Genomic DNA, 12,177 nt, shown 5'->3' with positions numbered 1-12,177 from the left:
TCATTCTTCGAGTGTTTCGCGAGCCTTCTTCGGAGGTTGGTTGCGCGGATATCGCATTCGCATACGTTCACAGTTCGGCAGGCATTGCGTCAATTTCAGCTTCATTTCTCCACTGCATTTCCAACCATAGTCCGGAAGTTGCCAATTGTAATTAGTAACAAGAGGAGACCTTGTGATGAAGGTCAACTACGCCTATGGCGACTTCTCCAGTACCGCTTCTCACTATGCCGCACGGGCTGATTACGACAAAGTTGTCCTGGATTTCCTCACGGCTCATGTAGGGGCGTCGAGTGCTGATTTCGCCGTTGCGGACATCGGCGCTGGAGCCGGGAAGCTAACCATCGACCTTGCGTCTCGCCATTTGCGAGGATTTGCGGTCGAGCCCAATGAGGAAATGCTTACCGAGGGAAAGCGTGGAATGACCGCTTGTGATGCGTTCGACTGGCGGCTCGGAACGGGAGAGAGCACCACACTGCACGACCATTCAGTGGATTGGGCGATTGTTAGTAATGCTTTCCATTGGATGAATCCGCAGACTACCCTAGACGAAATGAGAAGGATACTTCGACCCCGTGGTTTCTTTTCGATCATTTATTGCCTTCCTGATCAAAAAAATTGCAAAACGCGTTCCATGATTGAGAGTCACATCTCGACTACGTTTCCTGGACTTAGACGTGTTATGCCTGGAATACTTGACCTAATGCCGCGCCTCAAGCAGGTCGTCCATCTCTCTGACGCGTTCAGCGACTGCCTTCAGATTCATCGTCAGCACGTCGCCTTGAAAACTCGTGAGCGCTTTCTATCGTCATGGCGTGGGGTACACGACATCCCAAGTCAGATCGGCGAAACACGGTGGGAGGAGCTGCTTTCCTGGATAGAGAGTCTGCTTTCCGGCGCTCGAGAGCTTCGATTGCCGCATGAAACCACAAGCTGGACTGTTCAGCTCAAGCATGGGTCGTGAGGGTGAGGCAAAGCTACCAACTGAAGAAGGCGATGATGGCAGGCCAAACAAAAGAGTGGATAACAAACTAGCAATTTGGCGGGTAATCGAAGACTCTCTCTCGAAGGAAATCCTTGCGGGAGCATTTGATGGAGTTCTCCCACCAGACACCGAAGTGGCACGGCGCTTTGGGGTTAGTCGGCTAACAGCTCGTAAGGCGTTAGCTAGTTTGCAGAGTAAGGGGCTAATTCGAATTGTGCACGGGAAGGGGGCATTTGTTGAACAAGACGTCGTTCAATATCGCGTTCTACGGAGGATGGCTCTTTCGCAGAACATTCTGGAGATTGACGGCCTGCCGAGGCGGCGGCTTCTCTCACATAGGGTCGAGAACGCATCGTCGGAAATTGCTGACCGCTTGCGAATTGTCGACGGGAGCGATGTGTTGGTCATTGATTTGCTCGGATTTGCTGGCGACCGCCCTCTCGCAATTAGCCGAAGCTTCTTAGATGCTCAACGATATGGCAAGTTTGTCGAAGCCATGGGAGAGCATGCTGACGTCGAGCGTGCTCTTCTTGCCTACGGCATTGAGAGGCTCAAACCGAAGACTGTAACAGTGTCTGCGCGGATGCCAACCTCGGAGGAGGCTACCCTCTTGGATCAGTCAATTGCGCGACCTGTAGTGCAGAAAGAAACCGCCGAGTTAGCTGACGACAAAGGGCTATTTCGCTATCAGGTCGCCTGTTACGCAGCAGATCGAATAAAGTTTACGATTGCCAGGACATAAGCAATTTCCTCTCTGACGTTTCCTCGGAAGAAATACAGTTTGATTCACCCATTGCTGACAATTCTGAATCTCGGCAATTTTTCGATCATGCCGCCTACGCTCAGGCGGCGAATTTACTGGTCCGTGCGTCTGGCCTTCCATAAAGAGGTCCCAAACTGGCTATCGAAAACCGCTCCTCGATGCTCTTCGGATGATGCACCTAGTACAACGGTTCCCAGGAGTCCGTCGTTCGCCAGCGAACCTTCAAATGAATAAAGCACTCTCATCGAGTCATGCTGGTGTGCTGCATGCAACGACAGTGTGTTGCCGGTAGCAATCCCATTCACCACCCCTATGCCGCGTTGAGTGTGATGGGTCCCCTCCACCATCCCTGCGCTGTCACACGAGAGACGAAGAATTGAATCTTCATCACGGTGGGCGAAACTTATGGTTGTCGACCAAGAGCCCCCAAAATGGCAGACCGGAAAGGTGTCAGCATATTGTCTGGGTCGTCCAAGGCAACCGCGAAGAGCAGCTGCGATCTTCGTCGCTGCTATCTCAGCTTCCTCCTCTCCGATGTTGAACGGATCAATAATAATGTGGTCTGGCCGCACCCAAAAATCATTTAGGAGGACTCTCGGGCGTCCCGCCAGCAGATCAGAGCGGAACTTGCTTGGCTCAACATGATACTTGTCTTCATCGATATCGATCCTAAGCCTCGGCACAACGTTAAACTCATCAGCGGGAATAATTGTTGGTCTGGTGCCAGGAAGATCCGCTATTGGAGATGCGAAGAAATTTAAAGTGCGAAGCCATCGCTGTTGCTTTAGACGGGGATCTGCATCGCCAAACCATTGCTCCAAGGCTACGATCGCCCCCATCATTTCTTCTTTCCCGACTTTGATAGGTCTGCCCCAGGCCTGGTGGGGCGCACCAATCTGCCATGCGGCTTTGGTCAGTGCCTTCGACCCCACAAGAAAAGCCGTCGATTGCGGGCCTCGTAGATATTTCCCCGCCGAATACACGACCATACTCGCCCCCCTTTGCAGCCACGCGTCCGGTGATGAAGGGCCAATCCCCGCACAGTCCACTAGAATGGGGATCTTGTTTATAGCGGCTTCGACTGCGATACCCTCGAGCCCGCCGAACTCGCTGAGCGCCCTCCTGCCTAGAACGCAAATCATTGCCGCTCCGGACTGCACCTGTGCTCGGAGTTCCAAAAGGGAATGGAACTCAGCAATCATTGCTCCGCTCATTCGTAGAGACTGATCATATGCGAAGCGATGGGTTCCCGGCATGAGGATCAAAGAGCGCGGTTCAAATTCAGGAAGTGATAGAATGTGCTCGGGATTGTTGCCTGCGATACACGCTGCTGCGGCGAGAGCCAATGCAGCTGCACTGCCCGCGGTGATAACTCCCCATTCGGCTCCCGTTAGCTCTTGAATTCGTGCCGCGATCCCCTCCGCCAATTCATCGAGATCAACAAAGACATCGGAGGCCGCTTCCATAGCCCCTCGAACTGCCGGCAACGGGCTGCTTCCGCCAAAATTTGTGCGCACCCCCGCACAATTGATGAAAGGCTCCACCCCCAGCCGTCGGTAAACATCACCTATAGAGTTCATACTTGCCCCTAATCTACTGACGATCGTCTTCGTTTCCGATCAGGACCTGCCTGGTATTAATGTCGCTCTCCGCCATTTATCGCCGTGAGACGTGCCGACAGGTCCCCGAGCTGATAGTGAATGCAGAGAAGACCCAGGCGGTCGAGGCACGCGACTTGCCACGAGATTCTTCACATCATGGCCGAACTGCAGACGTGCGTCGTCAAGCAATGCGGTCTTGACAACTCCTCAATATGCAGAAGATCAGGTGTGCTGCTGCAGGAACAACTCAAGATTGCACAGCAGCCAAACCTGCCTTCCAAATGTATCGCTTGGAGCCTCACACCCGCGCTGATACCAGTCACGAACGGCATCCATGTCGAAAAATTGGGCGGCCGCCGGTGATCCCGAAAACAAACTGTTTCGAAACGGCAAAGATGGCTCAGTCGTAGCCCATTTGCCCAGCGGGAGCGCAAAACCAACTTTAGCCCGCTCGAGAACAGCAGTTGGAAGAACGTCTCGATAGAGGTCGCGAAGGATCGCTTTAGTCGTGTCGGATCGTTCACTAAAAGCCGCTATTGGAGTAACCAACGCGCGGAGGAGGTGGAACAACGACCGCCAGCGGATAATGTCAGCCTTTCGCAAGGAAAGGGCATGGCGGACTACGCAGTCGTCAACGAAGGGAACCCTCGCCTCGAGCCCGGCTGCCATGGTCGTGTTGTCAACCATTTCCAGGAGTGCGGGGAGGTGGTGTAGCAGCATGAATTGTGTGACGCGCGAGAACAGATCGCTCCCGAGTGTTTCGAATTCAGCCCGGAGAGTCCCATGTCTCGTCTGGCTATCACCCAGGTCGGCGCGAACCTCCTTGCGGAATAATCTCTCTTTCTGTTGCTCAGGAAAGTAGGAGTAGTGGTGAAGAAAAAAATCAAATTCGGAACGCTGATAGGGAGCGACCTTGAGGCGCTTGGCAATGGGGCCTGCCAACACTGCCGGCAGCAGCGCGAGGATGCGGGCCCGAGCGTAGTCGAAATCGATCCTATAGAGTCGGCTGTAGCCCGCGAAGAGTTCATCCGCACCCTCGCCGGTTAATGCAACTTTGTGCTCGGCCGAGATTGCACGCGAGAGCGTGTACATAGCTAGCTCGTTATGCATGCCGAGCGGGTGACAACGTAAAGCAATTAGCTTCGATACAAGGGAGACATCGTCTGGAGTGGGGATATCTACGATGCGATGCTCGAGGCCGAACTTGGTCGCAACAGACCTGGCGTAGACCGACTCATCATACCCATCTCCTTTCACGCAGCCGGTGAAACAAATGGGAGATAGTCCAGTTCGTTGGGCTATCTCAGAAGTGACAATGCTTGAATCTAAGCCGCCAGACAGGAACGTGGCGAGGGGCACATCACTGATGGTATGATAGGTGATCGAGGCGCCAATTTCTTCATCCAAGGGCAAGATATTGGCATCGCGCTGGTACCGCCCCAAACGCCACCATTTTTTCAGGGTCGCTAAGCCGTCGACAACTTCCAGGTAGTGACCTGGCAAAACTTTCTTCAGCCCTTCAAAAAACGAGCCTTCTCCGTATACAGCACGAAAGGAGAGAAAGGATGACAGAGCTTCGGCGCTGATGCTTCGTCTTGTGTCAGGCCACCGCAAAATGGCTGAAGGTTGAGAGGCGAACAGAAGTCCCGCAGCTTGTTCCATATAATACAGCGGCTTGATACCCATGCGATCGCGGACGAGAAACGATCTCCCGCCGTTCCCATCATAAAGGGCAAACGCAAACATGCCTCGCAGGCGCTGCAGGCAATCAATTCCCCATCTGTGAAACGCCTTGCATAAAACTTCGGTATCTGACGACGTCCTGAAAAGATATCCGTAGGCCGCAAGCTCTGAGCGAAGGTCCCGATAGTTGAAGATTTCTCCATTGTACGTCAGGAGAAGATTCGTTTCGGAATCCAGGAAGGGTTGGTTAGCACGCTGATTTACATCAATAATCGCAAGCCTGCGGTGACCAAAGGCAACCGCCTCATCGACATAGATGCCGACCCCATCAGGTCCCCGGTGCGCCAGCATATTGGTGCACTCGCGCACGATCGTCGGCGAAATAGTCCTTCCAAGCGTCGCGTTGATCACGCCGAATATTCCGCACATCTTACCTGCCTCGTTGCCGATCAGCAAGAATCGTATCGATCTGTCGTTGCTGTTACCAAAAACTATTGCCGCTCCCGCTTGTTCTCCAGAGAAGGGATGGCTTCTTGGACGCTCTGTTGCAATCGTACACGGCCTATGCCGAGCCGGACAAGGTGAGTTCCTGCTGGAAGGAATTCGGCATTGAAAGATAGAGCGACCGCGTTCCTATCGAGGAGCCGGAGGTTATCGCCACCTATATCGCGCCATGTTTCCACTTTTAACGCCCTTGCGCTAACCGGGGAGGCTCGAATCCCTTGGATCGCCAGAGAAATTGGAGATCGCGCGCGGTCTCCGACCGGCCGACAAGCCCACGACATATCTGCGTCTTCAACGGTGTGCATGTTCCAAAACCGCATGTTGCCTCCACTGAGCCTTCACAAATGCCGTGACACTGGCTGCCATTCCCCAATTGAAAATCGAAGTAGCTTCCGGTCTTTTGAGAGATGCCGAACGTTCCCGGCGATAGGGGCTCTAGTTTCGGACTCCAATCATTTGAATGCAGCCATCCCCGAACCAAAATCGCGCAAGCGGATGGCTGTGGTGCAAGTACATGGGTGCAAGGAAACGTCGAAGGTTTTGGAATCCTTTAGTATACCGTGACAGTCGGCGAACACCTATAAAATGGTTCTCGGCATACCAATCCCGAATCTGTCGCTCGGTGAAAGCGAATTCGTGATACGTGGGCGCCTGGAAGCGGTCCCGCACGGTGACGAACAGGTCATCATCGAACAGGCTTCGAATGAAACCATCCTCTCCTTCTAGAAGGGGAGATTCGTTTTGACCCTTAACGGCCAACAACCAGTCAATCGCTTCTTTGGCCGTGCGACCATCAAGATTGTCGATTGTCTGCCGGAACTGAGCGTCGGAAGCATACAGTTCACGAAGATGGTTGATGCAGCGATAGAGAACCCCGTTTCCGGTCCCCATAATGGTCAGAAAGAAATGTCCGCCCGGCCGCGTCACCCTTGCCAGTTCGTCAAACCCTTTGCGCGGATTCGCTGTATGAGGCAGGACCCCCGCGCAGTGTACGAAGTCAAAGGTTCCATCGGGGAACGGCAAATTCAGAACACTCCCATCGACTAGTACCGATCTCGCGCCGAATTTCGAAAGGCGTTGAGCGGCACAATCCATCCACTCCTTCCCAAGCTCAAGCGAAGTGACTTTGGCGGCACCTTTCTCCAGGAAGGCATAGGATGCATTCGCGTTTGATCCACAACCGGCGTCTAGGAAATTAAGTCCCGCGAATCCTCCCGAGTTAAAGCCGAAGTATTCTTCATCAATTAATGAGACCAATCGCGTGAATATATGCTCGTTATTCTCCTGCTGTCGCTGATAGCGATCGAAGACTGTACGCGTCTCACTTTCGAAAGATCCGTCCATGGCTTCTTCTCCTCCGATGCATCAGGATGCGAATTCAGGCGTTAACAAAGCGATTGATCCGATTGCCGCAAGTACGAGGTTGGTCAGCCGTAGCGCATTGCCCGTGCCCGGAAATCTGAAATGCGAGAGATGCAGAACTGACAGAAGAAACGCTGCTCCAATCAAAAGCGTGCCAAGGTCCTGGACCGGCACGACCCGATTGGCGGCGAATAGAAGTGCCAATACGAAGAGGTCATTATTCAGCGGCAGGCCTCTGCCGAAGCCGTCAGCGTCGAGCCCGAACGTTGAAAAGTAGCTGAGGCGGAGAGCTCCAGACACGACAAGGCAGACCGCAGCTAACAATGCGGGAACAGAGAACGCATTAAAAGATAAAATTAGAACCGCCGGAAAGACAGCCGCGTATACCAGATCCGCTAGCCCATCGAAGGCACTTCCAACCTGTGCCGTCAATGCTGATCGCTTGATGGAACTCTTGGCCACCATGCCGTCGGCGTCATCCGCTAAAAGAGCCCATAACCCAAAACAGATGCCAACTTCGAAGCGTCCGACCAGCGCAAAATAGATTGCCGACGTGGCGAAGATAAGTCCGAGAGCCGTAATGGCGTTCGCAGGATCAAACAGATAACGGATCATCATTCTACTCCCCAACGGCGGCCCGTGGTAGGACTGCTGTTATCTCTGCGGCTCAAGCATAAAATGCACGCCTAACTCTTTTGACTCGATCCTCGCAGGCTTCGACCGCTTGCTGCAGACCACCTTTCCCGATCAGGCGGACAAGGAATTCCTGAGTGAACGTCGCAGTCCATTAAGCAAGAGCAATGCCAACTTAAAAAGCGTTTTGTTGTCAGCATCTTGGACGTGCGCGCGACCGTTCTGTCTGTTGCTTCGACGCAATTTGTCAGACATTCGACAATGGAGCAGCCAAGGGAGCATTCGGCGATAAGGCAGGAAAGGAGCAAGCCGCTCTTCGATGACGTGCACGAGTGGGTGTTCCGCGAGCGCGGTGCCGTCGCCCCAGATCGCAGCGCGATTGTCGAGACGGCGACAAGCGGTGCGTTCCCCGACTTGCCGCGCACCACCTCATTGCATGAACAAATCGCGCGGCTTGTCCGCTACAGCGGGAGAACCGCGACTAATGCCCCCCGGACCTCGCAGCAAAGAAGTGCCGAAAACCGTGAGGCCGGCATCACTGCGACGCGGTCGGGCAGACAAAGCCGTCCGACCAAATGGAAGAAGACCGGCGCGAGGTGCCGGTCTTGCCTAATGTGGCCCGTGGACGAGGTGCTGACCTTCGGTCTCTCGGGTTGCCTTAAAGAATCAGGCGGCCTTGTGCACCTTCAAAGCCTTCTCAAAGGCCTCCTTAATCGGCTTGGACACGTCCTCGCTAGCTGTGGAGCCTCAACAGGTTGTCCTCGGTCAGGGCAAGGCGACTGATAGGCGTTTTTTGACTTTAGACTGCCATGAGGGCGATGCCAATTGTATCTGTGCAGCCAGATGGGCAGTTCGGCGGCACGGTGATCGGATGTCGGATAGGCAATGGCGTAGGCCCATTCGCGCAGCGCCGCTCGGCTTGTCGTGACGTGCTTGAGGCCGAGATCGCGGCAGGCCTTGGCGAAAGCCTTCGATCTGTAGCAGGAGCCGTAGCACCTACGGAATGACGGAGCGGCGGCGACCGAGAGAGCGGTGCGCGCAGCTTTTCGTTGCAGGCGCGCACCGCTGTCGAGGCGGCCATGACCAGTCAAAGTTTCTCTAGAATGTGAATGTTCACAACCCATTCCGGAGAGACCGACCATGACACTTTAGATTCTACACCCGCCGCCGCGGTGCTGGTAGCGATCGACATTGCCAAGGTGCGCAATGAAGTTCTGATCGAAGCACCAGGCCACAAGCGCCGGCGTCGTCTTTTGGTCCTCAACACCCGTGCTGAGCACGACCATCTGATAGAGGTGCTGTAGGCGTATGGCCGCCCTGTGGTCTGCGCCTTTGAGGCGACCGGGAACTATCACCGGCCGATAGCATGGCGCCTGGCTGAAGCGGGTTTTGAGGTGCGGCTGGTGTCGTCGCTGGCGCTGGCCCGAACACGAGAAGCGTTGCACAACAGCTGGGACAAGAACGATCCAAAGGATGCACAGGTGATGCTGCACATGCTCAGGATCCAGGCAACACAAGTCTACCATGATCCGCTGCGCGCCGGCATCAACGACGTGCAGGAGCTGTCGAAGACCCATGAAGCGATCGCCAGGGCCAAGACCGAGATCCAGCACCGTATCCTGACGCTACCTGCCGCTGTATTTTCCCGAGATCGATCGTTTCCGGGGGAACAGCCGCAGCGACTGGTTCTTCGCCTTCCTCCATGCCTTTCCGACGCCAGCAGGCATCACGGCACTGACGAAGGAGGAGTTTGTGACGGCAGCGTAGGATGTCGTCGGTCGCAACGTCAGCAAGGCACAGATTCTGATGGATATTACGAGACGGCGCGCTCATCGATCGGACTGCCGCTGCCGCTTGATGCCCCTGCCATTCGCATGTTCCGGATGGTCATTGACGAAGCACGCAGTCTGATCCGGCAGAGCGCAATGAGATCGAAGCGCAGGCCGATGAGCTGTTGCGGCACAGCCAGGACTATCAGCTCCTACGCCAGATCCCCGGCATCGGGCCGATCAATGCGCTGACGATCATTGCCGAAGCCGGCGATCTTCGCGTTTCGCTCATCATCGCCAGTTTCTGAAGTTCTGCGGGCTGGACCTCTCGACACAACAGTCAGGCCAATATCGCGGCCACACCCGCCTTTCCAAATTCGGCAATGCTCGGCTGCGCCGTACCCTGTGGATCGCCGGACAAGTCGCCATCCGCCAGCGGGAGAATGGCTTCCGTCATAAGTTCGAACGCTACATTGCGCGGGATCGCGACAATCCCGATCTACGCCGCAAGGCAATGACCGCTATTACCGCCAAGATGGCGCGCGTCGTGCACGCTGTCGTCAAAGGTGGTTCCGACTACCGGCCCTTCGTTGAAGGGCGGGACATGATGGTATCTCGTGCATGGCCAAGGCCCCGGCGACCGACCCAGCGCCGGGGCCTTTTTACAGCTGCCGTTTCGGGCAGCCGACGAGGCATCGTCCGTCGCTGTCTGCAAAAGGTCGGAAATGGGGCTTGAACCGGTGCGGTACTACGGAGGATCGGCACTCCTAGTCTAGCGTTTCGACGAATCAAGCAGCATCATCGGTCTTTCCGTTCTTTCTTCAGCTTCGGGACTACCAATGATCTGTTCCATCGACGTGCGAACTCATTGACAGCTTCTATGGCAAATCCGGCACTGACCACGTTAAGTGATACTTCACCACAACATTGGCAAACCACTCAATGCGACGTGGCGGATGTCTTGGATCAGCGATCGCTGCGCTTGCATGGGATCAACGCCGAAAAAAGAAGCTTGTCGATTGATCCTGCTTGCGGGTCGCTCCGGTCGGCCGCTCAATCGAAAGCTTGGTGCGAGGTGGAAGCTCTCCCACATGCAATTCGAGGAGACGCTGATCCAGTTCCTTGTCCGCCGCAGTCAGGCGATGGTTCAGGCGAAGGTAATCCATCCAGGTCGGCGTGCGGAATGTCTCTGTCCAAAGCAACGGCTCCTGCAGATCGCGCTGGAGGTTCCAATGCCGGGCACCGACGCGGCTCTGCACTCGCCGTCGTTCCCGCATCTGGTCCAGGAAAGCCTCGACATTGTTCTCCGGTATTGAGTACTCGATCTTGACGACGATCGGGCCGCTTCTCCACTTCAAGTCCAGGGCGAGCTCTGGCGTTTCGAAGGCAGAAGGGTCGAGGTCAGACTCTTTCCATTGACGAATGGGGAGCAGGAACCCGGTGGCGGCAACCATCAGGAGAGCGCCAGCGGAGCTTTCCAGCGCCAATGTGAGCGAATAGTTCTCAGCCACCATACCCCACAGCCAGCTGCCGGCCGCGATGCCGCCTGCCGAGAGGGCAGAGTAAATCGAGAGCGTGCGACCAACGACCCACCGCGGGCTCGACAACTGCACGCTTACGTCAAGCCCCGTCCAGGTGACGACCCAGCCCGCGCCGCCGAGCGCCAAAGCCATAGTCGCCACAACCAGTGAAGGAGTGAAAGCAAGAGCCAGACAGCACGCCGCGCAGGCTATGCACGCCAGTGTTGTCAGTCGCTCCTGTGAGAGCGACCGCCGCAGCACGTTGTTGCAGATGCCGGCGCACAAAGCGCCCGCCCCAAAGCCGGCCATCAGGATACCATAAGCGATTGGCCCTCCCCCAAGCTGATCGCGGGCGACCAGAGGCAGCAGCGCCAGTATCGAGATGCTGGCCAAACCGAAAAGCGCTCGCCGCGCGATTGCCGCCTTGATCTCCCCCGACAATGCCGTGAAGCGCGCTCCGTCATGAATGGCCGTGATCAACGGCTCACGTGGAAGGGGTGAAGAGCCAACACTCCATTTGCTGCGCCGTATGGCCCACAGCATCGAGAGGTAGGTCAGCGTCGCCAGAGCAAATGCTGTCAGAGGTCCTGAGGACGCGACAATGATGCCGCCGAGCGCCGGACCGATGCTTCGCACCGCGTTGTAGCCGACCGAGATCAGCGTCACCGCGGCCGGAACCTCGCGTTTTCGCAGGATGTCGCCGACGGACGCGTGCCAGGCAGGGTCGGTGAAAGCGGCGCCGCAGCCTGCCAAACAGCTGAATGCGAGGATCATCCATGGATTGTAAAATCCCAGCCCCACAAAAGCAGTCAGCATCGTCGACGACAACGCTATCACGCACCAGCCGAGCGCCATCACAGTGCGGCCTCTGAAATTGTCGGCAATGGCCCCGGCGAAGATCGACAGAATGAATACCGGCAGCGTCGTGGAAGCCTGCACCAGGGCGACCATCACGTCCGAAGTCGAGATGGTTGCCATCAGCCAACTGATCGCAACGGTCTGCATCAGCCAGCCCAAGCTGGACACCTGTGCGGCAAGCCAGATCGCGCGAAAGGTCGGGTTCTCCAGCGGAGCAAACGTCGCCGACGAAACTGAAGCCGCGTCCGCGCGCGCCACTGCTCATTGGGCCGAGCCTCTCTTTTCGTGTACAGGCAGCGTTGAAGATTTCTCCTTGGCGCACTTGCCTATGGAGAGTGGCAGGATCAGGGCATTAAAGGTGCGTAGCGCAAGTTATTTTTCGATGCGGCCTACGGGTCGAAACCGAAACCCTTCTGCTAGAAAATGGCTGCTCATCCATTAGCCGAACCGCCTTAGCGGCCCAATCGATGATTCTGCCGGAACGTCTGAGCGGTGTTGAGAG

General features: G+C 55.8%; 8 protein-coding genes and 2 pseudogenes. 4 read left to right on the top strand and 6 right to left on the bottom strand.

Features of this window, described 5'->3' with window-relative positions; all coding sequences use genetic code 11:
* Positions 1 to 175 precede the first annotated feature (175 nt).
* Positions 176 to 961 carry a class I SAM-dependent methyltransferase gene (locus AC0L3L_RS01745; protein ID WP_473636299.1) on the top strand — a complete coding sequence of 262 codons (786 nt, stop codon included), beginning with the start codon at positions 176 to 178 and terminating at the stop codon, positions 959 to 961.
* Complete coding sequence (locus AC0L3L_RS01740; RefSeq protein WP_473636298.1) at positions 918 to 1,724, top strand: GntR family transcriptional regulator; 807 nt, start codon at positions 918 to 920, stop codon at positions 1,722 to 1,724. Before AC0L3L_RS01745 ends, AC0L3L_RS01740 begins: the two co-directional genes overlap by 44 nt.
* 113 nt (positions 1,725 to 1,837) lie before the next feature.
* On the opposite strand, the gene AC0L3L_RS01735 is transcribed toward AC0L3L_RS01740, so the two are convergent.
* The 5 genes and pseudogenes from AC0L3L_RS01735 to AC0L3L_RS01715 all read right to left on the bottom strand — a co-directional run.
* The gene (locus AC0L3L_RS01735) at positions 1,838 to 3,211 is read right to left on the bottom strand and encodes a hypothetical protein (RefSeq protein WP_473636297.1); all 1,374 of its coding nucleotides are present in this window, start codon (positions 3,209 to 3,211) and stop codon (positions 1,838 to 1,840) included.
* A 357-nt stretch (positions 3,212 to 3,568) separates the two neighbouring features.
* Positions 3,569 to 5,485, bottom strand: a complete 1,917-nt coding sequence (gene asnB / locus AC0L3L_RS01730; RefSeq protein ID WP_473636296.1) for an asparagine synthase (glutamine-hydrolyzing) — start codon at positions 5,483 to 5,485, stop codon at positions 3,569 to 3,571.
* A gap of 483 nt (positions 5,486 to 5,968) precedes the next feature.
* A complete protein-coding gene (locus tag AC0L3L_RS01725) occupies positions 5,969 to 6,877 on the bottom strand; it encodes a class I SAM-dependent methyltransferase (protein ID WP_473636295.1) in 909 nt (302 codons plus the stop codon).
* A gap of 21 nt (positions 6,878 to 6,898) precedes the next feature.
* Positions 6,899 to 7,510 (bottom strand): CDP-alcohol phosphatidyltransferase family protein, encoded by a 612-nt coding sequence (locus AC0L3L_RS01720; RefSeq protein WP_473636294.1) that lies wholly within the window; start codon positions 7,508 to 7,510, stop codon positions 6,899 to 6,901.
* Between the two features lie 751 nt (positions 7,511 to 8,261).
* A pseudogene (locus AC0L3L_RS01715) lies at positions 8,262 to 8,517 on the bottom strand (integrase core domain-containing protein); the annotation flags it as partial.
* A 120-nt stretch (positions 8,518 to 8,637) separates the two neighbouring features.
* Here AC0L3L_RS01715 and AC0L3L_RS01710 point away from each other — a divergent pair.
* A pseudogene (locus AC0L3L_RS01710) lies at positions 8,638 to 9,895 on the top strand (IS110 family RNA-guided transposase); the annotation flags it as partial.
* A gap of 394 nt (positions 9,896 to 10,289) precedes the next feature.
* Here the strand turns inward: AC0L3L_RS01710 and AC0L3L_RS01705 are convergent.
* On the bottom strand, positions 10,290 to 11,843 hold the full coding sequence (locus AC0L3L_RS01705) for an MFS transporter (protein WP_473636329.1): 1,554 nt from the start codon (positions 11,841 to 11,843) through the stop codon (positions 10,290 to 10,292).
* Here AC0L3L_RS01705 and AC0L3L_RS01700 point away from each other — a divergent pair.
* The gene (locus AC0L3L_RS01700) at positions 11,725 to 12,117 is read left to right on the top strand and encodes a hypothetical protein (protein WP_473636333.1); all 393 of its coding nucleotides are present in this window, start codon (positions 11,725 to 11,727) and stop codon (positions 12,115 to 12,117) included. The two genes, AC0L3L_RS01705 and AC0L3L_RS01700, sit on opposite strands and share 119 nt — an antisense overlap.
* Positions 12,118 to 12,177: the final 60 nt, after the last annotated feature.

Source organism: Mesorhizobium sp. WSM4849, assembly GCF_055811385.1.
This window is presented reverse-complemented; position numbering and strand designations above follow the sequence as displayed.